The 23,602-nt window shown below is 40.2% G+C and carries 22 protein-coding genes and 2 pseudogenes; 20 read left to right on the top strand and 4 right to left on the bottom strand.

Annotated features, from left to right (window positions below; translation table 11 throughout):
* The first annotated feature begins 20 nt into the window (after nucleotides 1-20).
* The 3 genes from E0H80_RS02725 to E0H80_RS02715 are packed head-to-tail and all read left to right on the top strand — an operon-like array spanning nucleotide 21 to nucleotide 4,271.
* A complete protein-coding gene (locus E0H80_RS02725; protein WP_131362883.1) occupies nucleotides 21-2,156 on the top strand; it encodes a TonB-dependent receptor in 2,136 nt (711 codons plus the stop codon).
* 11 nt (nucleotides 2,157-2,167) lie between these two features.
* A complete protein-coding gene (locus tag E0H80_RS02720; RefSeq protein WP_131362880.1) occupies nucleotides 2,168-3,289 on the top strand; it encodes an NADH:flavin oxidoreductase/NADH oxidase in 1,122 nt (373 codons plus the stop codon).
* A gap of 58 nt (nucleotides 3,290-3,347) precedes the next feature.
* Complete coding sequence (locus E0H80_RS02715; RefSeq protein ID WP_131362878.1) at nucleotides 3,348-4,271, top strand: AEC family transporter; 924 nt, start codon at nucleotides 3,348-3,350, stop codon at nucleotides 4,269-4,271.
* 54 nt (nucleotides 4,272-4,325) lie between these two features.
* Here the strand turns inward: E0H80_RS02715 and E0H80_RS02710 are convergent, their stop codons facing one another.
* Nucleotides 4,326-5,132 carry a tetratricopeptide repeat protein gene (locus E0H80_RS02710; protein ID WP_131362875.1) on the bottom strand — a complete coding sequence of 269 codons (807 nt, stop codon included), beginning with the start codon at nucleotides 5,130-5,132 and terminating at the stop codon, nucleotides 4,326-4,328.
* Nucleotides 5,133-5,482: 350 nt separating this feature from the next.
* On the opposite strand from E0H80_RS02710, the gene E0H80_RS02705 reads away from it, so the two are divergent.
* Nucleotides 5,483-5,734, top strand: a complete 252-nt coding sequence (locus tag E0H80_RS02705; protein WP_131362873.1) for a hypothetical protein — start codon at nucleotides 5,483-5,485, stop codon at nucleotides 5,732-5,734.
* 57 nt (nucleotides 5,735-5,791) lie between these two features.
* On the opposite strand, the gene E0H80_RS02700 is transcribed toward E0H80_RS02705, so the two are convergent.
* Nucleotides 5,792-6,514 (bottom strand): YgfZ/GcvT domain-containing protein, encoded by a 723-nt coding sequence (locus E0H80_RS02700; RefSeq protein WP_131362871.1) that lies wholly within the window; start codon nucleotides 6,512-6,514, stop codon nucleotides 5,792-5,794.
* Between the two features lie 258 nt (nucleotides 6,515-6,772).
* On the opposite strand from E0H80_RS02700, the gene acnD reads away from it, so the two are divergent.
* From acnD to E0H80_RS02630, 14 genes and pseudogenes are all read left to right on the top strand, one after another.
* Nucleotides 6,773-9,379: a Fe/S-dependent 2-methylisocitrate dehydratase AcnD gene (gene acnD / locus E0H80_RS02695; protein WP_131362869.1), complete on the top strand. Its 2,607-nt coding sequence runs from the start codon at nucleotides 6,773-6,775 to the stop codon at nucleotides 9,377-9,379.
* Between the two features lie 80 nt (nucleotides 9,380-9,459).
* Nucleotides 9,460-11,211: an ATP-dependent nuclease gene (locus E0H80_RS02690; protein WP_131362867.1), complete on the top strand. Its 1,752-nt coding sequence runs from the start codon at nucleotides 9,460-9,462 to the stop codon at nucleotides 11,209-11,211.
* A 134-nt stretch (nucleotides 11,212-11,345) separates the two neighbouring features.
* A complete protein-coding gene (locus tag E0H80_RS02685; RefSeq protein WP_081408354.1) occupies nucleotides 11,346-11,489 on the top strand; it encodes a zinc ribbon-containing protein in 144 nt (47 codons plus the stop codon).
* Between the two features lie 166 nt (nucleotides 11,490-11,655).
* The gene (locus E0H80_RS02680) at nucleotides 11,656-11,877 is read left to right on the top strand and encodes a hypothetical protein (RefSeq protein ID WP_131362865.1); all 222 of its coding nucleotides are present in this window, start codon (nucleotides 11,656-11,658) and stop codon (nucleotides 11,875-11,877) included.
* Between the two features lie 125 nt (nucleotides 11,878-12,002).
* A complete protein-coding gene (locus E0H80_RS02675; RefSeq protein ID WP_131362863.1) occupies nucleotides 12,003-12,269 on the top strand; it encodes a hypothetical protein in 267 nt (88 codons plus the stop codon).
* Nucleotides 12,270-12,906: 637 nt separating this feature from the next.
* On the top strand, nucleotides 12,907-13,155 hold the full coding sequence (locus E0H80_RS02670) for a DUF6868 family protein (protein WP_131362861.1): 249 nt from the start codon (nucleotides 12,907-12,909) through the stop codon (nucleotides 13,153-13,155).
* A gap of 145 nt (nucleotides 13,156-13,300) precedes the next feature.
* Complete coding sequence (locus E0H80_RS02665) at nucleotides 13,301-14,014, top strand: SIMPL domain-containing protein (protein WP_131362859.1); 714 nt, start codon at nucleotides 13,301-13,303, stop codon at nucleotides 14,012-14,014.
* A 227-nt stretch (nucleotides 14,015-14,241) separates the two neighbouring features.
* Nucleotides 14,242-14,622 carry a ribonuclease E inhibitor RraB gene (locus E0H80_RS02660; RefSeq protein WP_067865064.1) on the top strand — a complete coding sequence of 127 codons (381 nt, stop codon included), beginning with the start codon at nucleotides 14,242-14,244 and terminating at the stop codon, nucleotides 14,620-14,622.
* A gap of 250 nt (nucleotides 14,623-14,872) precedes the next feature.
* On the top strand, nucleotides 14,873-17,305 hold the full coding sequence (locus tag E0H80_RS02655) for an AI-2E family transporter (RefSeq protein WP_416224567.1): 2,433 nt from the start codon (nucleotides 14,873-14,875) through the stop codon (nucleotides 17,303-17,305).
* A gap of 205 nt (nucleotides 17,306-17,510) precedes the next feature.
* Nucleotides 17,511-17,957: an SRPBCC family protein gene (locus E0H80_RS02650; RefSeq protein ID WP_131362857.1), complete on the top strand. Its 447-nt coding sequence runs from the start codon at nucleotides 17,511-17,513 to the stop codon at nucleotides 17,955-17,957.
* A gap of 68 nt (nucleotides 17,958-18,025) precedes the next feature.
* A pseudogene (locus E0H80_RS02645) lies at nucleotides 18,026-18,317 on the top strand (DUF488 domain-containing protein).
* Nucleotides 18,318-18,411: 94 nt separating this feature from the next.
* Nucleotides 18,412-18,753 (top strand): zinc ribbon domain-containing protein YjdM, encoded by a 342-nt coding sequence (locus E0H80_RS02640; RefSeq protein WP_131362855.1) that lies wholly within the window; start codon nucleotides 18,412-18,414, stop codon nucleotides 18,751-18,753.
* A gap of 261 nt (nucleotides 18,754-19,014) precedes the next feature.
* Nucleotides 19,015-19,374, top strand: a complete 360-nt coding sequence (locus tag E0H80_RS02635) for a 5-carboxymethyl-2-hydroxymuconate Delta-isomerase (RefSeq protein ID WP_131362852.1) — start codon at nucleotides 19,015-19,017, stop codon at nucleotides 19,372-19,374.
* 227 nt (nucleotides 19,375-19,601) lie between these two features.
* Nucleotides 19,602-19,938: pseudogene (locus E0H80_RS02630) on the top strand (YegP family protein).
* A gap of 154 nt (nucleotides 19,939-20,092) precedes the next feature.
* On the opposite strand, the gene E0H80_RS02625 reads toward E0H80_RS02630, so the two are convergent.
* The gene (locus E0H80_RS02625) at nucleotides 20,093-20,860 is read right to left on the bottom strand and encodes a hydroxymethylpyrimidine/phosphomethylpyrimidine kinase (RefSeq protein WP_131362850.1); all 768 of its coding nucleotides are present in this window, start codon (nucleotides 20,858-20,860) and stop codon (nucleotides 20,093-20,095) included.
* A 101-nt stretch (nucleotides 20,861-20,961) separates the two neighbouring features.
* On the opposite strand from E0H80_RS02625, the gene E0H80_RS02620 reads away from it, so the two are divergent.
* Nucleotides 20,962-21,609 carry an HAD-IA family hydrolase gene (locus tag E0H80_RS02620; protein ID WP_131362847.1) on the top strand — a complete coding sequence of 216 codons (648 nt, stop codon included), beginning with the start codon at nucleotides 20,962-20,964 and terminating at the stop codon, nucleotides 21,607-21,609.
* Between the two features lie 98 nt (nucleotides 21,610-21,707).
* On the opposite strand, the gene E0H80_RS02615 is transcribed toward E0H80_RS02620, so the two are convergent.
* Entirely contained in the window at nucleotides 21,708-22,172 is a 465-nt protein-coding gene (locus tag E0H80_RS02615; RefSeq protein WP_131362845.1) for an Lrp/AsnC ligand binding domain-containing protein, read from the bottom strand.
* 139 nt (nucleotides 22,173-22,311) lie between these two features.
* Here E0H80_RS02615 and E0H80_RS02610 point away from each other — a divergent pair, with 139 nt between their 5' ends.
* Nucleotides 22,312-23,571: a D-amino acid dehydrogenase gene (locus tag E0H80_RS02610; protein ID WP_067865092.1), complete on the top strand. Its 1,260-nt coding sequence runs from the start codon at nucleotides 22,312-22,314 to the stop codon at nucleotides 23,569-23,571.
* Nucleotides 23,572-23,602 lie beyond the last annotated feature (31 nt).

The following is a 23,602-nucleotide window of genomic DNA, read 5'->3' as shown; positions in this document are numbered from 1 at the left end:
TATGATATAGAGAGTATCTCATGCAAGGTAAATATCACGTGATGCCCATCAATATGACTTTACTTTGCCTGACGGTATGTATCTGCCAAAACCTCTATGCTGAAACAGATTCCTCAACTGAACCTGTTTTGTTGCCTACCTTAAAAATTGAAGCGACACGTACCGATACTGACTGGTTGCAAACCCCAGCTTCGGTATATCGAATCGACCAAAATAACAATCAAAATAATCTTGGGGTCAATCTCTCTGAAACATTAAAAGGGGTTCCCGGCTTACAACTGAATAACCGTGAAAATTACGCCCAAGATTTACAAATTTCGATGCGTGGTTTTGGTGCGCGCTCAACTTTTGGGGTGCGGGGCATACGTTTATATGTCGATGGTATTCCGGCAACCATGCCTGATGGTCAGGGACAAACCTCGAATATTGATTTAAGCAGCTTGGATCATATTGAAGTTTTGGGTGGACCATTTTCATCGCTTTACGGTAACTCTTCGGGGGGTACAATTTTAACCACCACTAAACAAGGTGAAGGCCGTGATTCTATTGAGTTAGGCTACTCAGGCGGTAGTCATAACAAAGGTCGTGCGGATATTGTCTTGCAAGGGGGGGCAGACAAGACTAATGAACCAAGTTATGTCGTAAGCTCTTCTTATTTTGATACCGATGGTTACCGAGACCACAGTGCTGCCAAAAAAGTATTAAGCAATGCCAAACTGACTTGGGATTTAGACGATGGTTCTAAAGTGAACTGGATTGTCAATCATGTGGACATTAATGCAGATGATCCACAGGGCTTGACCCGAACGCAATGGAAAGAAAATCCGAAACAACAAGTTCCATTCTTAAAACAGTTTGATGTACGTAAAGAAATCAATCAGACCCAGACGGGTTTAACCTGGTCGAAACCGATTAATGATCAGCATGAAATATACGGTATGGCTTATTACGGTCAACGTGAGGTTGTGCAATATCAATCTATCCCAAGTTCAACACAAGTAAACCCACGTCAAGCAGGTGGAGTCATTGATTTTAGCCGTAATTTCTATGGAACTGATTTACGTTGGATAGGTAAAGATCTATTACCGAATACTCGATTTACTGCGGGTTTAGCAGTTGATTTTATGGATGAAGATCGTCAAGGTTATGAAAACTTTGTATTGGTAAATAATCAGCCACAATATGGCATCAAGGGGAATTTACGCCGTGATGAGACTAATACGCTGTGGAATTTAGATCCTTATCTGCAAGCATCATGGAACTTTTTACCTAATTGGACGTTAGATACTGGCTTACGTTATAGCAATGTCCATTACAAATCTAAAGACCATTACATTGTCACAAATAATGGTGATGACAGCGGTAAAAAAGACTATAAAAAGCTGTTACCTTCAGCTGCATTGAGCTGGAACATTACTCCAGAATTTTCGACCTATATCAGTTATGCCAAAGGTTTTGAAACGCCGACTTTTACCGAAATGGCCTATCCAACAGTGGGAACTTCCGGGATTAACTTTGACTTAAACCCTGCGACCAGTGACAACTATGAACTGGGCTTAAAATCTCAAAATCGTTTCGGTAATTTTACTGCTGCTATTTTCCAAAGTGAAACGCACAACGACATTGTTTCAGCTGAATCGAACAATGGACGGAATACTTTCCGCAATGCCGATAAAACGCTAAGACAAGGTGTGGAACTCTCATGGAATAAAAAGTTATGGCGCGATCTGACTGCTCAAGCGAGTTATAGTTTTATCGATGCAACTTTTGATGCCGATATCCCAAATACTGACCCTGCAAAGGTCGTAGCGAAAGGCAATTATATTCCGGGTGTAGCTAAAAATCAGGCTTTTGCAGCTTTGGGCTGGCAGCCTGAAACTGGCTTTAACGCAGGCGTAGACATTCGCTATATTGACAAATTATATGTCGATGACATCAATTCTGATGCTGCACCCAGCTATAGCGTAACCAGTGCAAACGTTGGCTATGTCTGGAAAAATGCAGACTGGAAAGTGCGCACTTTTGCCCGGGTCGATAATTTATTTGATAAAGAGTATGTAGGCTCAGTCATTGTCAATGACGGCAATGGTCGTTTCTTTGAACCTGCCGATGGTGCGAACTGGAGCGCAGGTTTAAGTGTCACTAAAGCATTTTAAGGAGAGAAAGTGTGGCTTTATTATTTGAAACCATTCAGTTTGGAACATTAAAACTCAACAATAAAATCGTGATTGCACCCATGTGTCAGTATTCAGCAACTGAACAAGGGGAAGTAACTTATTGGCACGAACAGCAATGGGCGAACTATGCCTTGTCGGGTGCTGGTTTATGCATTATTGAAGCCACTGCGGTTCAGCCTGAAGGGCGGATCAGTTATGCAGATTTAGGGCTGTGGAATGATTTGCAACGTGCTCAAATGAAAGCGCTTTTGGCTAAAGTAAAATCTTTATCTCCTATGCCTTTTGGTATTCAATTGGCGCATGCAGGCCGTAAAGCCTCTACCGATAAACCCTGGACTGGAAAAGATCAATTCAAACCGGAAGAAGCCCATGGCTGGCAAACTGTTTCTGCCAGTGATTTGCCATTTAACCCCACTGATTACCCACCGCATGCGCTGAGTAAAGATGAAATCCAGAAAGTGATTCAGGACTTTGCTGATGCAGCCGTGCGCGCCGTGGATGCAGGATTTGATCTGATTGAAGTCCATGCCGCACATGGTTATCTGCTGCATCAGTTTATGTCGCCACTGTCTAATACACGTGAAGATGAGTATGGCGGCAGTTTTGAAAACCGTATTCGCTTGACGCTTGAAGTATTGCAGGCGATAAAAAATGCAGTACCTGCAGGTTATCCAGTCGGAGTACGTATTTCAGCGACCGACTGGATCGATGGAAAAGACAGTTGGGATATTGAATCTTCGGTCGGTTTATCCAAAGCTCTAGAGCAGTTGGGTGCAGTTTATATTCACGTATCCAGTGGTGGCTTGCATGCAAAGCAACAGATTCAAATTGGTGCCAATTATCAGGTGCCTTTTGCTGAGGCAATAAAGAAAGTGGTTCATATTCCAGTCATTGCGGTAGGACTGATTACTGAAGCGCAGCAAGCTGAACATATTTTGCAAACAGGACAAGCAGATGCCATTGGTCTTGCACGTGCCATGCTTTATGATCCGCGTTGGCCTTGGCAGGCTGCTGCAACATTGGATGAACAAATTGAAATTTCACCGCAATATTTGCGCTGTCAGCCGCATGGTTTGAAATCACTGTTTAAACCTTTTCAAAACCAAAATTGAACGGTTCAAATGGCAGTGATTGAGCTGAAGTAAGTTGATTTAACAACAAGGAGCAGTTGTGGTTTTAAGTGTAATTTTACCGATTTGCCTGCTGCTTCTGTTGGGATTTATCTGCGTAAAATTTGAATTTATTTTAGCTGAGCATATCAAAGGTTTAAGCCAGTTTGTTTTTAAAATATCCTTGCCGGCATTTTTATTGCAAGCCTTAGCCAGTAAGCGGTTTGATGAAATCTGGCATCCCAGTTATTTCATCGCTTATGGCGGGGGGTCACTGCTTGTTTTTGCCTTTGCATTTTTGTTGTACCGTCAATATTTTCAATGTCGTTTGACCGAATCTGGCGTATTGTCTATGGGCGCATCCATGTCCAATACCGGGTTTATTGGTACAGCCATACTGATGATGTTGATTGGACAGCATGCCGCAATTTATCTTTCCTTGACTCTGATTATTGAAAACCTACTGATTATGACTTTGACCCTGATTATTGCCGAAGCAGGTATTCATCAACATCGGGCGAAATCTCAGTTGCTCAAGCAGACCTTATACAATGTCATTAAAAATCCGGTGATTCTGTCTATCGTGTTTGGCATGTTGTGTGTGATCTTGAAAATCCAACTTCCATCTTCGATTGTTCAGGCTTTAGAGATGTTAGGTAAAACGGCATCTCCGATTGCTTTATTCGTCATTGGAGGAAGTCTGGTTGGAATGAGTTTAAAAGCTGTAGATTTACACAGCATGACTTTGGTGCTAATAAAAATTGTACTGATGCCACTGACTATTTTTGTCTTATTGAGTATTTTGCCCAATGTCAGTCAGGAAATGCTGTATGCCGGCACATTGCTTGCTGCGCTCCCCATGCCGATTGCGTTCGGCATTCTGGGGCAGAACTATGGACTGGGTGATAAAGCACTCAGCGCTTTAATGTTAAGTACAATATTGGGATTTATGCTGCTGAGTGGTCTAATTGCAGTTTGGTGGTAAATGATGACGGCAATAAAAAAGCCCCGAGTTTGGGGCTTTTTTATTGGAGAAAATTTAACTTTTCTTTTCAGTTTTTGCTGGAGTTTTCGCTTGTTCAGCCATCATTTTGTCTACGACAGCTAAAGATTCTTTGGCTTGCGGTATATTTTCTTTTGCCAGGGTAGAGAAAATCTTTTTCGCTTCAGGCAGGTTTTGCGGAACAATGTTGCCATTCGCGAACATATTGCCCACCGCCATCAAGGCTGGAATATAGCCTTTTTGCGCCAACTCTTGAATGCTTTTTAAACCTTGTTTAATGGGTGCTTCATTTTTATTTTTAAAACCCTGACTAATGTCATATAAGGCTTTGGCATGAATCGCTTGATAGTTATCTTTTTTAATTAAAGGATCTAATTTTTGCAAGGCCAGTTTATCTGAAGCCGGTGTGCCTTCAGCAAAAAGTAACACTGCTAAATCGACAGTCGCATCAGCAAACCCTTGGCTCGATGCTTTTTCTAAATACTGTTTGGCTTTTTTGGTGTCTTGTTTAAGACCTAAAGTTCCCCCCATATAATTTTTACCTAATACATAATTGGCAACAGGGTAGCCTTTGTTCGCCGCCTCTTCATACAGCTTGATGGCTTTTTTCTCATCTTTGGCTGTACCTTGACCCGTTTGAGTCAGATAGCCTAAGTTATAAATGGCTTGAGCATTGCCCGTTTTGGCCAACTTATCCAGTTCTTGGTAAGCGTCCTTCATATTATTGGATTTGATTAATGTTTCAATTTTAGCAAATGCAGGATCAACAGAGTTTGTAGCCATCTCTGCCATTGCAAGATGTGAAGACAGGGTGATGATGCTGGCAAGTATAATTTTTTTCATAGTTTAATAACCTTTTTATAAACAATCACATAATTCCATTTATGTGTTTCAGAATGTATGTGGAAGACTCAATACAACATCATAAGTTTAATTATGTGAATGTAAATATATGATTTGTGTACTGCAACAATTTTTTTTTGATATTTGTATAGCACGTGCTTAAGTAAATCATGAGCCGCTTAAACCAGCCTTAAGTGCTTTTCCGTTTTAACATGAATCGATTTGCTAGAGTTGAAGTTTTAGTTGAAGCGAAATTTTATGACATAAAAAGGTTTGGAGGAGGCAACTTCACTTTGCTTTTTTCTCAATGTTTGTTTAAATCGCAGTTGAATAAAATTGTGAGTATATGAATGTTCATCAAAGCGATTAAACGGGCTTATGATCAGATTAATCTGGATGAAACTATTCCAGATGAAGACAAATTTGACGCATTGTTAATGAGATTAGGCAAAAACTTTTTGGTGAGCAAAGAAGACCGGGTTTATATCTTTGAGTATGAGGGAAAGACGGCGCGTATTGATGCAAAACATGCGCGTGCCTACCATTTTAAAGAGTATGTCATTAAAGATATGAACAAACTTTTTCACGATTTTAATTTATGATTTTAAAAAGCCTCCGATTTGGGAGGCTTTTTAAATGGGGGTGTATAAAATTGAATATTATTGTGGACGTGCCACATCGCCTTTTAAAGCCTCTGGTAAATCTAAAACGGTTAAGCCTAGTTCTTCAAGTGCTGCAGGTTTAGCAACCACCAAAGCTTTATAGCCGCCATCAATCGCAATGCTGTTTACCACTTCGACATCATTATTTAACTTTGTTGCCAACGCAGGTGTAGTTCCTGTGCCTTGAACCAGCTGTAACCAGCTTTTCGGCTTGGCTTTAAACCACAGGCGCGCAATAATTTCCTGACCAATATAACAGCCCTTGTCGTAATGCACGCCTTCACGTTGGTGTAAACGTAGCTCTTGCGGTTGGAACTCATGCGCCGTCGCTGCTTCAATCCAAGCTTGACCGGCTTCAATGGCTAGAAGTTGCCACGCTGCAATATCGGTTTCAGCCGCAGAAAAATCGGTAGTATCGCCATTTAGAGTAGGGAACACTGGACCGACTTGTTCCAGTTTCATTTTGGAAAATGCACCAAACTTTTTAATATGCTGGGCAAACTCTTCGGCTTGATCGGCAGTCACAACAATTTCAAAACTTTCCGGATTAATTTTTTTCAGCCATAAACCAAACTGAATACGACCTTTTAAACTACAGATGGCTGTATAGCGAGTTAGGTTTTCTGCTAAGGCTTCGGCATTTAAAGTTACTTGACCTTGAAGAAATTTTTGCGCATCCACACCGTTTAGCGTGTATAAGGAGAAAGCTAGATTGCTCATTTATTGCCCACCAATACTGGATCTAATACTAAAGAATTAGCGGTATTTTCCGCTATTTTGCAAAAAAAAGCACATTTAGGGCAAATATTCTAAATTTTATGCAACTAAATATTTCAAAAGTGTTCATTTTATACTTAAGCTTTTGAAATATATATGATTTGGGAAATGGCTTTTTCACAGCGTACAATGCTAACAAACCCGTGTGACTAGTCAACAACAATTACGCAGTAAAAAAATGATTTAAGAGGCAGGTAAGCTATGAACAACAACTACCGTAAACCACTGCAAGGCACCCAGCTCGAATATTTTGACGTGCGTCAAGCCGTAGAAGATATCCAGCCAGGCGCATATGCCAAACTTCCTTATACCTCTAAAGTACTTGCAGAACAGTTGGTACGCCGTTGTGACCCAGCCATTTTAGAGCAGTCATTAAAAGAACTTATTCAACGCAAACAAGATCACGATTTTCCCTGGTATCCGGCACGTGTAGTCTGTCATGACATCTTGGGTCAGACGGCACTGGTCGACTTGGCAGGCTTACGTGATGCGATTGCCGATCAGGGCGGTGACCCGTCTAAAGTCAATCCGGTGGTGCCGACACAGCTCATCGTTGACCATTCATTGGCCGTGGAGTTCGGCGGTTCCGATCCTGATGCGTTTGATAAAAACCGTGCCATTGAAGACCGCCGTAATGAAGACCGTTTCCACTTTATTGAATGGACCAAAACAGCCTTTGAAAATGTCGATGTGATTCCTGCGGGCAACGGCATCATGCACCAGATTAACTTGGAGAAAATGTCTCCGGTGATTCAAAACCGTGATGGCGTGGCTTATCCAGATACGTGTGTGGGTACAGACTCGCATACGCCACATACCGATTCACTCGGGGTAATCTCGATTGGGGTAGGTGGCTTGGAAGCGGAGAATGTCATGCTCGGCCGTGCATCATGGATGCGTCTGCCAGACATTATTGGTGTCGAGCTTGTGGGACAGCGTCAAGCCGGCATTACTGCAACCGATATCGTATTGGCACTAACTGAATTCTTGCGTAAAGAACGAGTGGTCGGTGCATATCTTGAATTCTTCGGTGAAGGTGCGGACAGCATGTCGGTGGGGGATCGTGCCACAATTTCCAACATGACCCCTGAATATGGCGCAACGGCTGCCATGTTCTACATCGACCAGAACACCATTGATTATCTGACTTTAACCGGTCGTGAAGCCGAGCAAGTGAAACTGGTTGAAACCTATGCCAAAGAAATTGGGCTTTGGTCATCCGAGATGAAACAGGCAGAATATCCGCGTGTACTGCGTTTCGATTTGTCGACTGTAACCCGTAATATTGCGGGGCCATCCAATCCGCATGCACGTGTATCGACAAGTGACTTAAAAGAAAAAGGTATTGCCGGTGTGGTTGAACAGCGTACCGATGGTTTAATGCCGGATGGTGCGGTGATTATCGCAGCCATTACGTCGTGTACCAATACATCAAACCCACGTAATACCGTTGCGGCAGGCTTGCTTGCACGCAAAGCAAACGAGTTGGGTTTAACCCGTAAACCTTGGGTGAAATCATCATTTGCACCGGGTTCTAAAACGGCAGCGCTTTACCTTGAAGAAGCAGGGGTATTGCACGATTTGGAAAAACTTGGTTTTGGTATTGTGGCCTATGCCTGCACCACCTGTAACGGGATGTCTGGCGCACTTGATCCAAAAATTCAGCAAGAAATTATTGACCGTGACCTGTATGCAACTGCGGTGTTATCGGGTAACCGTAACTTTGATGGCCGTATCCATCCTTATGCAAAACAGGCATTTTTGGCATCGCCGCCGCTCGTGGTTGCTTATGCGATTGCCGGGACCATTCGTTTTGACATCGAAAAAGATTCGCTTGGCAACGATAAAGACGGCAATCCAATTTACTTAAAAGACATCTGGCCATCGGATGCTGAAATTGATGCATTGGTACAAAAGTCTGTTAAGCCTGAACAGTTCCGTAAGGTCTACATTCCAATGTTTGATTTGGGCGAGCGAGTAAAATCGGTAAGTCCGCTGTATGACTGGCGTCCGCAAAGTACTTATATTCGCCGTCCACCCTATTGGGAAGGGGCTTTGGCTGCACCGCGTACTTTAAGCAATATGCGTCCGCTGGCAATTTTGGGTGACAACATAACCACCGACCATTTATCTCCATCGAATGCGATTGTGCTGGACAGTGCATCTGGTGAATATTTAGCGAAAATGGGCGTGCCTGAGGAAGACTTTAACTCTTATGCAACGCATCGTGGTGACCACTTGACTGCACAGCGTGCGACGTTGGCAAATCCGAAACTGTTTAATGAAATGGTGGTTCGTTCCGACGGCACGATTAAACAAGGTTCAAAAGCGCGTGTAGAGCCTGAAGGCGAAGTGATGCGTATGTGGGAAGCGATTGAAACCTACATGAACCGTAAACAGCCTTTGATTGTGATTGCAGGAAAGGATTATGGTCAGGGTTCAAGCCGTGACTGGGCTGCCAAAGGTGTACGTCTTGCAGGTGTGGAAGCGATTGTAGCAGAAGGTTTTGAGCGTATTCACCGTACCAATCTGGTCGGCATGGGCGTATTGCCGCTTGAGTTTAAACCGGGTACAGACCGCAAAACATTAAAGCTTGATGGTACTGAGCTGTATAGCGTGATTGGTAACATTGCGCCACGTTCGACTTTAACTTTGGTGATTGAACGAGCGACAGATGATGGTAAGAACCAGATGGTTAAAGTGCCTGTCACTTGCCGTTTAGATACCGAAGAAGAAGTGCATGTGTATGAAGCGGGCGGTGTATTGCAACGCTTTGCACAAGACTTTTTGGAAGGGCAAGTGGCTTAATACTTTAAGCTGAAAGTGATTGATATTGTTGTAAAAAGGCCCTACTGTTAAGTGGGGTTTTTTAATTTTTTGGGTATGAAATGCATAGAATAACGGAAATAAAGATTAAAAATTTTAAATCATGCCAAGAAACATTTTTAAGGCTTGAACCTTTTTCAGCCTTAGTTGGATACAACAACGCAGGTAAGTCTAATATCTTAAAATTTATAGATGCTTTAGTTAGAGGTAAAGCTCAAGAATTAACTAGCTTTTACGATTCTAATCAACCAATTGAGATTGTTGCGTTATTGGAGGGAGTGAATGAACAGACTTTAAGCCATTTATCTTCGGCTCAGCGTGAAAGCCTAACGCCATATTTAGAAGACAGTAAAATAAAAATTAGATTTTTACAAAAAAATCCAGGTACAGGCAGAAATGCAGTTGAAATGGGAGTTCAGCTTCCTAGCCAAAATGATGATATATGGAATAATCCAAATGGTTTGCCTCAAGCAATAACTACATTATTTCCTGAACCAACATTTATTAACTCTATGGAGGATTCTGCAGAAGATGTATCCAAATATAAAGCGGGAAATACAATCGGTAAGCTTATTGTTATTTTACAAAAAGAAATAATAGCTACAAAAGTTGATGAAATTAATGATGCTCTCAAAGTGATTGGTGCAAAATTAAATCATGATGGGAAAGAAAGATTAAAGGATTTTGATAATTCTATAAATAACAAAATTGAGGATTTTTTCCTTGGTCTAAGTCTAAATATTGATATACCAACTCCCGATATCACTGATTTATTTAAACAAGGGAAACTAAAGGTAACGGAAGAAGGAAATCAGAAAAAAACTGATTTCAATGAAATGGGGCATGGGGCTCAAAGAGCAATTCAAATGACTTTAATTAGACATTTAGCGGAAATTACTAAAGATGTATCAAAAGAGGGTAAAACCAATCTTCTTCTTATTGATGAGCCTGAATTATTTTTACATCCTCCAGCCATTGAGTTGCTTAGATCATCTTTAAAAAGTTTATCAAACAAAGGCTATCAAGTAATATTTACTACCCATTCTCCTTTTATGATTGAGCAAGAAGATATTCCTTTTACAAATATTGTTCGTAAAAATTGTAATGGTACTAAGGTTGAACTTAGATTGAATGAAGCTATTGAGAAAGTTTTAAATAATTACGATACGCAGGCACGTTTGTTATTTGAAACTTATAATTTAGGCCAAATTTTATTTTCAGATTGTGTTTTGATTGCCGAAGGTGATACCGAGCGACATGTTCTTCCATCTTTGATTAAAAAGATAACGGGGAAAACTTTAGGCGAATTAAAAGTGGCATTGGTAATTGCTAATGGATCTCAGAATATTTTAGGGATGATGAAAATATTAAAAGAAATGAATATTCCAGTAAAAGCTCTAGCTGATTTAGATTTCGCATTTTCTAATTCGGTACACATATTTAAACTAATTGAAAAAACTGACAAATCAATTGAGCAGTGTTTAGATGTCATTAAAGAAATACAACCTATTTATAATTTTGAATTACAAGGACGATATCCTACAAAAGGTAAAGGTTTTAAAGCAGCTCAAATTTATGAATTGTTGGCGCAGCAGCAAAAAGCAGATGAATCAATTAATACCTTAAGAGAGCATTTTAAAGCTCATTCAATTTGGGTATGGAAATTAGGTGCGATAGAACCTCATCTTTGTTTAGAAGCTAAAGAAACTGGTGAGTGGTATAAATTCAAACAAAATTTAAATGATAAAAAAATTGAAGACGTCATTGCGGATCATTTGCATATACAAGAATTTGCTTTTTGGTGTATTCAATAAATTTTTTGAAATCTATTTAAGATTTATAAACTCTTCGCCCAAACGCCACCATCACCTGTCGAAATGGACAATAGACATTCATCATAAGAGGGATATACTGGTTCTACCATTTCTAAAACCCATGGAGAACAAAAATGGTTACTGCTGGCGAAAAACCCGGAACAGGCTTCTATTTTTGTGTTCAGTGCGGAAAACGCACTTACTTAGAAATTGGTACAGATCGTTTACCCCCGTGTACCAAATGCCTTGGCAATATATTTAACAACAAAATTGCCTAAGCAGCACATATAAAAACAGTTACCCTCTGTTTTGAATAAAAGCCCTATTACACGATAGGGCTTTTTTGTGACTTAAATCTAGCTGTTACACTCCATGTTTGTTTGAAAAATAATCAAATTATCCCCATATAAAAACAAGCAATACATGGTTTTCAGGACTGATTACTTGGAACATTATCTAGATCTCAATCACGACTCTGGTGTTGCCAACTATGAAATTGGCAATGAGTTTATTCGGGTTCAATTCAAGAAAAAATCAAAAATTTATACTTATAGTTATACCAGTGCCGGCTATCAGCATGTCGAGAACATGAAACAACTGGCACAGTATGGCGATGGTTTAAATGCCTATATCAATAAAAATGTTTACCACCTTTATGTAAAATAGCAGAACGAACATTTCATGGCTTAAATATTGCTTGATAAATTATCCCAAGTTGCGAGCATCTATTTAAGGGTGGGGGCTTCTATCAAAGGGCTAGATACATTTAAAAATCAGAAGGAGAAATTAAAATGGAACACGCCAGCGAAATAATGAAAATTGAAAAAACATCGAAATATGTACACTTAATTGCAGGTTGGCCTTTTATTTTGGTGCTATTTGGTGGCTTGATTGGCGGTGGATTGGGCGGACTGGCTTATCTGGTTAACTTGAAAATCTATAATTCAGAGCTCAGCAAAATCAATAAAATACTGGCCAATATCATGTGTGGCATGGTCGCCATCAGTGCATGGTGGTTGATTGCCAGTGCAGTGCAAAACACGTTCTTTAATTCTTAACGATCATTTTTATGCATATGAGAACATTCAGATTTTCATATGCAGCGATTGCTCAACATAAAATAATAAAGCGTATGACGTTGCCAAAGGAAGAATGGATAAATACAAAATAAGAAAGTAAAAATTATCTAAAAAGATCAATAAGTCGCAATAAAAATCGGTAATTAATGCTATTTTGATTAAATATTCCGTAAATATTAATTTTTAAGAAAATAATTTCCAAAAAATATTTAAATTGGCTTTTCTTAGGGAAATAATCCCGAGCCTAACTTGGTAAATTATATCTCAAGGGTGTGACGGGGATCGAAAAGAGTAGATTGCTACCAGTTGCGTATAACGTGAGTGTAGTACTTACCCAAAAGGTCTCGATTCGGCTTAGGACGCTATAGATCACGAGTTTATAGGCATAAGGTTATCGCTTACAAAGCTATAATTGTTGAAGTTAAACATTATGTTTTCCCTAACACCCTCAAAAATTCTCTACCGAATAAAAAACAATAAAAATATAAAAATGCATTAAAAATCATAATGTTAAAATAGATTAAAAGCCATAAAATGTAGATCCACATCATCTACTCGTTTCAGCATATCAAATCTGTTATTTTAGAAATCATAAGCTACCGCGTAGAGAATCAGTATGAATCTCGATTTTTGGTTTCGTTTTTTACTTTCCTCAGTACTGATCAATTACATCATTTTAATGGTCTGGTTTTTGGCCTTTATTTTTGCCCATGACTGGATTAAGCAAGTCCATGGAAAATGGTTCAGTCTGTCAGATGCGACCTTCGATGCAATTCATTATGGGGGAATGGCGGTCTATAAAGTGGGTATTTTAATGTTTAATTTAGTGCCTTTAATGGCTATATATTTTATGGGTAAAAGTTAAAAACTACCCCCACCATTTTAAAAAATTTACCTACAAAGTAAACATGCTATCTCAGAATAATTTAATCAATATTTTCAGGCTGTTGTATTATTCATAAAAACTGAAAAATCTAAATTAGAATAATGTATAAAAGGAGTTTAGTCCGATGAATCAGCTCAAACCCGCCCTTATTTTAGGTGTATTCATTTGCTTGGGAATGATTGTTGCAGGATGGATATTAGGCAGAAGCGCACTAAAAATTAAACAATATGAACGCATTGTTTCGGTCAAAGGCTTGTCTGAACGCGAAGTCAAAGCCGACGTTGCGGTGTGGCCGATTCGCTTTAGCGCTGCCAGCCAAGACCTGACGCAGTTGTATGACACCATGGAAATAAACACCCAGCAAATTCAGGCATTTTTAAAAAGTGAAGGGTTTACTGCTGAGGAAATTACCTCGGCTGCGCCAAGCATAACCGATAAATATGCCCAGCAATATGGTGGCAATGAAAATGTCGCGCTACGCTATACCGCGCATCAAAACATAACCGTCTATACTCACAAAATAGATGCAGTACGTGCTGCACAAAGTCGCTTGGTGGCCTTGGGTAAAAAAGGCATTGCCTTTAGTGGAGATGACTCTGGACAAAAAACCGAATATTTATTTACCAAACTCAATGACATTAAACCGGCCATGATTGAACAGGCCACCGAAAATGCACGCAGTGTGGCAGAAAAATTTGCTGCCGATTCTAAAAGCGGTTTAGGTAAAATTAAATCGGCAAATCAGGGCTTGTTTAGTATAGAAGATCGGGACAGTAATACCCCGTATTTGAAAAAAGTACGTGTGGTTTCCACGGTCGATTATTATCTTTCGGATTAATTTAATAAAGCATGTCAGTCAGATTGTTGAAGATAAGTTGGATACAAATTTCAGCATTGATGCTTTTTGCGTAACAACGATCATCGTGCATTTTGCACTGATGAAACAGAAAATAACATTAACCAATCAGCAAGAGAAAGAATCTTTTGAAGCGCTAAAATGAAACAAACTTGAGCTAATCTGGGTACAATGTTAGAGATTTAAATGATTACGATAAGGAAACGCCCATGACACGCGATTTTGAACAATTCCCAGATGACGAAAACGGTAACGTACTTTGGCAAATGGCTGAAGATGGTGACGATCTGACTGAAGCACATGAAATTGAATTTTCGATTGCTTTTCATACCCAAGAACAAGCCGAAAAATGTGCGCTTTATTTGCTGAAAGAAGAACAAAAAATCAGCCTGTTTGAAGATGAAGAAGCCGATACGCTAGAGTGGATTATCACTATTTATATGTATATGGAACCTGACTATTCAGACATTGTCGATATTGAAGAATGGTTCACTAAAATTGCTGAACAACATGGCGGTGAATACGACGGCTGGGGTTGCATGGCCTATGTCTATGACGACGAAGACCTGGAAGATGAACTGCAAAGCTAATTCAAACCACCGAATAATAGTCCAAGTATAGGGTCTGAATTCAAGTAAAGCTGAAGTCGAACTTCCTCTTGTTGAGTAAAAGACCACGCAACCCTAACGCTGCAAATCGTTAGGGTTTTTTTGTGCCCAAATATTTGGTAAAAATAAAAAATAATGCCCTTGAACTTAAAATGAGGTGAGAGACTCGGATTTTACTTACAGTAACTCTCTAGAATTTCTGTACAAAAAAATCTTAAATACAGAGATAGGGATAAAAAATAATAAGGATATTAACGTGAATAAGGGAAAAACTCTAAATTCAGAATCTCCATTACCCCCAACTAATGATGAAGTACAGACTAGGCAAGTTTTACGTATGATGGCGGGGTTTGTAATTGCCGCCTTGATTATTTTAGCCCTGTATTTTGGAAAAGATATTCTCATTCCTTTGGCGCTGTCGGTGCTCTTGGCATTTTTACTTGAACCTTTAGTGACACGCTTAAAAAAATGGGGCTTGCCGCAATTGCCATCGATTGCACTGGTGGTGCTATTTGCCTTAAGTGTCTTAGGTGGGGCGGCAACTTACTTGGGTTATCAACTGGGGAATTTAAGTCAGGAATTGCCACAATATCAGGACACCATTAAACAAAAACTCGATTCGGTAAAAAGCTTTACTTCTGGACCAAGTGTATGGGACGGTGCCATCAGTACTATCGACACGGTTGAAAGTTCGATACAGCAGGCTGCACCCGATGAGAAAAAAGAGGATGTGCAACAGGTAGAGGTAGTAGGACAGCAACAAGGTAATGCTGAAGCTGCGATGCAGTGGGCATCAAAAATTCTCAGTCCTTTGGCGACTGCAGGTATTGTTTTTCTGTTTGTGGTGCTGATTTTACTCAGTCGCAAAGACTTGCATGATCGGTTGTTGAAATTGCTGGGTGGCAATTTGAATGTCGGTACAGATGCACTGGATGAGGCGGCAGATCGGATTGGAACCTATCTGCGGATGCAGCTGTTGGTAAATGTCACTTATGGTCTTCCCATGGCATTGGGTCTATGGCTGATTGGTGTACCTGCTGCCATTATGTGGGGGATGGTCGCGGTAGTGATGCGTTTTGTTCCTTATGTCGGCCCGATGATTTCAGCCTTATTTCCCATTACCTTGGCATTTGCAGTTGATCCGGGCTGGAATATGGTGCTATGGACCATTGGGCTAATTTTGTTACTTGAGTTGATTAGTAACAATGTGATTGAGCCGTGGTTATATGGAGAAAGTACCGGTCTTTCTACTTTGGCAATCATTATTTCAGCCACATTTTGGACCACCTTATGGGGACCAGCTGGTCTGATTCTTTCGACCCCATTAACAGCGTGTTTATTGGTCTTGTCCAATTATATTCCGGCATTGGGCTTTATTAAAATCCTGATAGGCAGCGAGCCTGTACTGACACCACCGGAACGGTTTTACCAGCGCTTGGTTGCAGACGATGTTGATGATGCGCTTGAAGTTGCCCAAGATTATATTGAACAAAAATTACCGAAAAAGCCCAGTGAGGAAGTCGTCGTTCGTAAGGTCATAAGCTTTTATGATGATGTTGCCATTCCCGCAATTCGTTTGTTTTCACAAGGACATAGTACTGACGCAAGCGCGGAGCATCGTTTAAGAATGCATCAAGGCTTGAAATTGTTTAATCATGATTTTCAACACAAGTATCCGAGTCCAAAGACAAATGATCCCGTACAAGTCATTTGCCTGGGCGCACGCTGGGAAATTGATGTATTGGCATCTTCCATGTTGGCCCATGGTTTAAGTTTAAGAAAAATTGCAGCGCAAAGTCATAATGAAGTACTGATTCAATCAAAAACAGATCTGCTTGAATCCTTACCCGAAAATATTCAGATGATTTGCATTTCTATGTTTCATCATCAGCCTTTGGCGCAAATTCGTTTGTTGAATCATCGCATTCGTAAACGTTTACCGCATGCAAAAATTATTTTTGCCACATGGGGCAATACCAGCGATGAATTGAGGGATGAAATTCAAGAGCGTTTCCAACCGGATGCCGTAGTGTCCACAGTGAATGAATTGATGCTGAGTATTGATGCTCTGATGCTACAACAGGGTGAAAACCCTGCACGTGAATTGCTTGCTGAAAATGAACCAGAACGTTTGGCGGCTTTGCATGAATTACAATTACTTGAACCTGAAACTTTATTAATTTATCAGCAATATATCGAAGAAGCTTGTCAGGCATTTAATGTGACATACGCGCAAATTTCCCTCGTCGATGAAAAATGGGTGAATACTCCAGCCAGTCCACTGGCAGATGAAAATCAAAATCCGATAGAAGCGGGCATTCCTCGGGAAGAATCCATTTGTACCCATCTGGTTCATCAAAATGAAGCCCTGATTATTGAAGATATAGACCGGGATCCGCGTTTTAGCCATAATCCGGAGTTGAATAAAAATAAAATCAAGTTTTATGCAGGTGTACCTTTGCGCAATAAGCAAGGCTTGGTGTTAGGCAGTTTATGTATTTTGGATAAACAGGTTCGGCAGATGAGCGAAGATGATTTGCTTTTATTGAACCAGCTTGCAGACGATTTAATTCAGACTTTAAGTAATGACAAGGCACAAACCCAAAAGTTAGAAGAAATTGCCAAGTTACAACAAGCAGAGCCTATACAGGGTTTATCTAGCTGATGAATGCTATCGCTTGGACTTATACATGATCAAGAAGACTGGGCAGTTAAACCTGTTCATCTGTATTTTTTAAGTATAAAAAGTTGTTGAGTTTCATATGCTTGTTGATGAAAAAAATAATCACACCCATACCAAAGCAATACATAGCCATGAATGGACAGCAGTAGACTAAATATATAAAACAACAAAAAGTGAGAAACAAGAAATGCCCAATACTGTCAAATTTCACCGTGTATTTAACGCGCCTCCAGAACGGGTATTTAACGCTTTTATTGATCCTGAAGCTTTAGTGAAGTGGATGGCACCGCATGGTTTTACTGCCAAAGTCCATCATCTCGAAGCAAAAGTCGGTGGGACGTTTAAAATGTCTTTTCGTAATTTTTCTACCGGTTCAAGCCAGTCTTTTGGGGGAACTTATCATGAGCTGATTCCAAACCAATTATTACGTTATACCGACCAGTTTGATGACCCAAATTTGCCGGGTCAAATTGAAGTTACTATTCAACTCAATCCTGTTTCTGTAGGAACCGAAGTGAATATTACTCAATCGGGTATACCAGATGTGATTCCAGTAGAAGCCTGCTATTTGGGCTGGCAGGAGTCCATGCAACTGCTGAGTTTATTGGTTACTCCTGAAATTCCAGATCAATAGAAATAAATACGATGCAAATTCAAATCAAACATGTCGATGCCTGAGTTTTGACTTGAGATGGACAACGGATTTTACTCAATCGACTTTGGCCCAGAGGCATCAAAAAGCAAGATGCTAAAATTGCTCTACGGTCCAAGGAAATAACACCATCGGCTGAACTGCGAAAATACTACACGTAGGATGCAGAACACTGGCAAGTATTTCAACGAAATTATAATGAAGAATTGCTTAAGCAACCGGAAGTGTTGCAGTAAATTCGAGATATGGCTCCACAGCAACCCGTGACTTTAATTTATTGCTGCAAAAAGTAAACTCTATAATCATGTGATTGTACTTAAACAAGTTTTAGAACAGAGTTAATGTTGATCTTGCCTGCTTTTATCCCATAAAATAAATAGGGTTTTATGCAAGAGATTGACTTCTAAAATGTTATAGTAGAGTTTTTGAGGTTTTTATGTCTTTGCCAAATTGCCCCAAATGTAATTCAGAATATGCCTATGAAGATGGCGATTTGCTGATTTGCCCAGAATGCTCTTATGAGTGGAAAGAGGGTGAAAGCAGCACTGAGCAAACAGCCATTATTAAAGACTCAAATGGTAATGTCCTGGCTGATGGCGATATTGTTACCCTGATTAAAGATTTGAAAATTAAAGGTTCTTCAGCGGTGATTAAAGTGGGAACCAAAGCCAAGAATATTCGTTTATTACCTGATTCAAGCGATGGTCATGATCTTGATTGTAAAGTTGATGGATTTGGTGCGATGAAATTAAAGTCTGAATTTGTGAAAAAAGCTTAACTCACACGAATTAAAAACTCGAAAGCTCTGGCATAAATGCGGGGGCTTTTTTTATGAGGTAGTCATCATACCAGTGCAAATTTAGACTTGGTGCATAGCATCTAAACAGCTTGGTTGCCGCACTGTCTGGCATGACATTTTATCATCTATAAATATTTTATGTCTAAACAGGATCCGGTTGATTAAAGATTGATATATCAGATTTAGGGTTGAACCAGCAGCATGATATAACACTAACAATCAAGTTAAAGGATTTCTGTTATGCCTCATATTCACCTTGAATATTCAGACAATATTCAAAATCTGGAACCAAAACCGATTCTGCTTGCCTTAAATCAGGCCATGGTGGATGGTGCTTATGTAGGTTCAGCAAATGAAGTTAAAAGCCGTGCCATTTGCCAGCACGATTATGTGATTGGTGTGGGAGATGCTTCACAAGCTTATGTGCATGCTAAAGTTTCTTTATTGAGTGGTCGTAGTGTGGAAGTACAACAGGAAATTTCACAATTGTTATTAACCACACTTGAGCAGCACTTACCCAGACAAAGCCAGGTGAGCTTGCAGATTTGTGTGGAAATTCTGGAAATGCCAAAAGCACCTTACACGAAAAAAATTGTGTGAGATTTTGAATGAATATCAAGAGAGTAGATTTCCGTTTATTCTCTTGATGTTTTTATTCTATTGAATACATTTAGACCAAAGTTTTATTGAACATCACTACAGTTATGAAGGGCTATAAAACAACCACATTAAAAAGCTGAAATTATTTATTTTTATAAAACAATAATATGGATTCGTAACTAAAATTAGAATTTTTCTATACATTTAAAAATAATAAAGAGGTTTATATGGCGGGATGGTATGAGATCAGTCAAACAGACGATGGACAATATCGCTTTGTATTAAAAGCTGGAAATGGCGAAGTGATTCTGAGCAGTGAATTATAGAAGGCAAAAGCTTCTGTACAGATTGGTATTGAATCGGTGCAGAAGTAATAGTACAGAGGATGAGCGTTTTGAACGACTGGAAACGAAAAATGGTAAACCTTATTTCAACTTGAAAGCTGTGAATTATCAGATTATTGGTAGAAGCCAATTCTATTCAAGTGAGCAATCACGTGCAAAGGGCATAGAATCATTCAAAAAAAATAGATCAACCACCAAGATTAAAGAACTTATAGCCTAGTGGAATGATATGCATGATAAGGAATGTATTGATACATGCTTTATTTTTGAGTAGCCCCTAAAAATTCAGATTTAAGCGATTAAAATAAATGCAAAAAAAACCTGATCTCCAACCATATAAAGCATTTGATGATCAGGTTGAACAATACGCATTTTTAGAAACGCTTGGGAATTTTCTGACCATTTGGAACCGGAGTTTCGGCTTTTTTAAGCACACCAAACAGCCAGGTTTCAGCATGGTTGACGGCTTGTTTTAAATCATCCCCTTGCGCCAAACGACCGGCAATAAAACTTGCCAATGAGCAACCTGAACCATGATATTCACCTTTAAGGCGCGGACATCTGGTTTCAGAAACCAGTTTGCCATCTATATATAAAGCATTGCGGATATAGTCAGGGGTGTCTTCATGTCCACCTTTAACCAACACCGCTTTGGCACCCATTTCAAAGAGTTTTACCGTGGCCTGATCAATATCTTCAATGCCCGTTAATGCCCGAAGCTCTACCGTATTCGGCGTCAGCACTGTAGCCAGTGGAATCAGTTCGATAAAAGCTTTTACAAGCGTTTCCTGATTGCCCAGTGAACCACCGCTATTGGCAACCAAGACGGGATCAAGAACATAGAGGTATTCAGGATGTCCACGTAAAAATTCAGCCAGTGCTGCAATATTGTCCGTGGTGCCCAACATGCCAGATTTAACGCATTTAATCGGTAAATCGTCCACGACTGCATTGGCCTGCGCTAACAGTAATTCTTTTGAAGTTGCTTCAAAGCCAAACACCTGTTGCGAGTTTTGAATGGTCAGGGCAGTACAGGCAATTGCTGCATGTGATCCACTTTGACCAATCGCTTCAATATCTGCCTGCAAGCCAGCTCCACCCGAGGGATCTAAACCAGAAAAGCAAAGTACAGTAGGGCGCACAATGATGTCCTTCTTCACAAAATTTGCGTTAGTATAGGCAACTTTGAGCCAAGTCTCGATAGTATTTGTGAAGTAAAAATTTAAGAGGAAAGGGTCAGTCTGTGATTAAAAATATTTTGATTGATTTAGATGGCACATTAACCGATCCCAAAGTGGGGATTACCACCAGCGCACGTTATGGCTTAAATAAAGTAGGTCATCCGATTGCAGATGATGTCAATATTGACTGGATTATTGGTCCACCACTTAAAGCTTCCTTGGCAAAAATTTTAAATGTGGCAGCGGATGATGTTTTGGCTGAACAGGCGTTGATGGGTTACCGTGAACGATTTGCTGTCACAGGCTTATATGAAAATCACGTCTTTCCTGAAGTGACTGAAACTTTAAAAACATTGCAGCAACAAGGCTATCGTTTATTTTTAGCCACGGCAAAGCCTGAAATTTATGCCAAACAGATTTTAGAGCATTTTGATTTATTGCAATATTTTATTTATCCCTACGGTAGTGAACTCAACGGTGAGCGTACCAATAAAGCCGAATTAATTGCTTATATTATTAAAAAAGAGCAATTAAAGTCTGAGCAATGTTTAATGGTCGGAGACCGTGAACATGATATTTTGGGGGCACGTCACAATGGAATTGAAACCATTGCGGTGGAATATGGCTATGGTTCAGATGAAGAGTTAACGGCAGCGAATCCTAAAGCAAGAATCGAGAGTTTTGCCGAGTTATTGGATCATTTAAATTAGTCTGGGTGCTAAATTAAAATTAATTTTCAAATACATAAAAAGGATCTAGCGATCCTTTTTTTAATTCTAGAATTTCAAATTGACCACTGGCTTCATAATTAACCAAGATCTAAATAAAAGCTTTCTTTGACTTCTTCCATCACGATATAGCTGTGTGAAGAAGCAGATGAAGGTAATTTCTTTAACAAGTCTCCTAAAAGTCGTCTATAAGCACTCATTTCTTTCAGGCGTGCTTTGACCAGATAATCAAATTCGCCTGAAATGAGATGACATTCTAAAACTTCCGGAATTTCCACCAGGTCACGTGCCACTTGATCAAACACATCTCCCGATTTGGCGGACAGTTTAATTTCTAAAAACACCAGTAAATTTCGATCAACCAGTTGCGGGTTTAAACGTGCGTAATAGCCCATGATAATGCCATCACGTTCCAAACGTTTTACCCGTTCTGAACAGGGCGTGGTGGATAAATTTACCCGAGCCGCCAATTCGCTAATGGCAATCCGTCCGTCTTTTTGCAAGATGGCTAAAATCTGCTGATCGGTACGGTCTAATTTACGCATCAGTTTTTTCCTTTTTTTAGATTTTTTTCACGATAAATCCATCGAATCACCTGGATTATAGCCAACAAAACAGTGAAATAAACTATCAAAGCAAAAATATACTAGGTAAATAAACTAGATGTTGCTCGAGGGATGGAAAATGCACGTAATTGTATTGGGTAGTGGTGTCATTGGCGTTGCAAGTGCGTACTACCTCGCGCAGCAAGGCGCAAGTGTGACTGTATTAGACCGTCAGGCAGGTCCGGCAGAAGAAACCAGTTTCGGTAATGCAGGTCAAGTCTCTCCCGGTTATTCAACCCCATGGGCAGCACCTGGTATTCCTTTTAAAGCGGTGAAATGGATGTTTCAGCATCATGCACCGCTGGCCATCAATATGGATGGCAGCATGTGGCAGTTGCAGTGGATGGCACAAATGCTGAAAAACTGTAATCCGCAAAGTTATGCCATTAACAAGGAACGCATGACCCGCGTGGCCGAATATAGCCGCGACTGCTTAAGAGATTTGCGTAAAGCCACCGGTATTCACTACGAAAACCGTTCTAAAGGCACCTTGCAGGTGTTTCGTAATGAAGCACAGCTTGAAGCCGTACAGCGCGATATTCAAGTCTTGAAAGAATGCGGTGTGGACTATGAATTGCTGCTAAAAGAAGACTTGGCAAAAGTTGAGCCGGCCTTAGCCTTTGCCCAAGACAAACTGGTCGGTGGTTTGCATTTGCCGAATGATGAAACAGGGGATTGCTACCTGTTTACCAATGCCTTAGCTAACCTTGCCAAAGATTTGGGTGTGGATTTTAAATTTAACCAGAACGTTGAAAAACTGGTGCTTGAAGGCGATGAAATCAAAGGCGTGCTGGTCAATGGTCAAGTGCTCACCGCCGATCGTTATGTGCTGGCTTTTGGCAGTTATTCTCGTGATTTCTTAAAACCATTGAACTTAAATTTGCCAGTCTATCCGGTGAAAGGCTATTCACTCACCATTCCAATTGTAGACCCGGCTTTTGCTCCGCAATCTACAGTACTTGATGAAACTTATAAAATTGCGATTACCCGTTTTGACCAACGTATTCGTGTTGGCGGTATGGCGGAACTCAGTGGCTTCAATCATGGCTTGAATGAAAATCGCCGTGCCACTTTGCAAATGGTGACGCAGGATTTATTCCCGGGTGGCGATATGCAACAGGCGACATTCTGGACCGGTTTACGTCCAATGACGCCGGACAGCACGCCAATTATTGGTGCGACCCGTTACAGTAACCTGTTTCTCAATACCGGACATGGCACCTTGGGTTGGACCATGGCCTGTGGCTCAGGCAAATTGATCAGTGATTTGGTGCTTAATCATAAAACCGACATTAATACCGAAGGTTTATCGATTCAGCGTTATCCCAACGCGGCTTAATTTACCCCAAACCCTATTCAAGGATGAATAA

The organism is Acinetobacter sp. ANC 4779 (assembly GCF_004331055.1).
Classification (GTDB): Bacteria; Pseudomonadota; Gammaproteobacteria; order Pseudomonadales; family Moraxellaceae; genus Acinetobacter.
The sequence above is the reverse complement of the archived record's forward strand: the minus strand, read 5'-3'. Positions and strand labels throughout refer to the sequence as shown.

What these genes read in the sequence shown, in the direction of transcription:
- E0H80_RS02725 (WP_131362883.1), top strand. Translation starts at nt 21, where the DNA reads ATGCAAGGTAAATATCACGTGATGCCCATCAATATGACTTTACTTTGC.
- E0H80_RS02710 (WP_131362875.1), bottom strand. Translation starts at nt 5,132, where the DNA reads ATGAAAAAAATTATACTTGCCAGCATCATCACCCTGTCTTCACATCTT.
- E0H80_RS02705 (WP_131362873.1), top strand. Translation starts at nt 5,483, where the DNA reads ATGTTCATCAAAGCGATTAAACGGGCTTATGATCAGATTAATCTGGAT.
- E0H80_RS02700 (WP_131362871.1), bottom strand. Translation starts at nt 6,514, where the DNA reads ATGAGCAATCTAGCTTTCTCCTTATACACGCTAAACGGTGTGGATGCG.
- acnD (WP_131362869.1), top strand. Translation starts at nt 6,773, where the DNA reads ATGAACAACAACTACCGTAAACCACTGCAAGGCACCCAGCTCGAATAT.
- E0H80_RS02690 (WP_131362867.1), top strand. Translation starts at nt 9,460, where the DNA reads ATGCATAGAATAACGGAAATAAAGATTAAAAATTTTAAATCATGCCAA.
- E0H80_RS02685 (WP_081408354.1), top strand. Translation starts at nt 11,346, where the DNA reads ATGGTTACTGCTGGCGAAAAACCCGGAACAGGCTTCTATTTTTGTGTT.
- E0H80_RS02675 (WP_131362863.1), top strand. Translation starts at nt 12,003, where the DNA reads ATGGAACACGCCAGCGAAATAATGAAAATTGAAAAAACATCGAAATAT.
- E0H80_RS02670 (WP_131362861.1), top strand. Translation starts at nt 12,907, where the DNA reads ATGAATCTCGATTTTTGGTTTCGTTTTTTACTTTCCTCAGTACTGATC.
- E0H80_RS02665 (WP_131362859.1), top strand. Translation starts at nt 13,301, where the DNA reads ATGAATCAGCTCAAACCCGCCCTTATTTTAGGTGTATTCATTTGCTTG.
- E0H80_RS02660 (WP_067865064.1), top strand. Translation starts at nt 14,242, where the DNA reads ATGACACGCGATTTTGAACAATTCCCAGATGACGAAAACGGTAACGTA.
- E0H80_RS02650 (WP_131362857.1), top strand. Translation starts at nt 17,511, where the DNA reads ATGCCCAATACTGTCAAATTTCACCGTGTATTTAACGCGCCTCCAGAA.
- E0H80_RS02640 (WP_131362855.1), top strand. Translation starts at nt 18,412, where the DNA reads ATGTCTTTGCCAAATTGCCCCAAATGTAATTCAGAATATGCCTATGAA.
- E0H80_RS02635 (WP_131362852.1), top strand. Translation starts at nt 19,015, where the DNA reads ATGCCTCATATTCACCTTGAATATTCAGACAATATTCAAAATCTGGAA.
- E0H80_RS02615 (WP_131362845.1), bottom strand. Translation starts at nt 22,172, where the DNA reads ATGCGTAAATTAGACCGTACCGATCAGCAGATTTTAGCCATCTTGCAA.
- E0H80_RS02610 (WP_067865092.1), top strand. Translation starts at nt 22,312, where the DNA reads ATGCACGTAATTGTATTGGGTAGTGGTGTCATTGGCGTTGCAAGTGCG.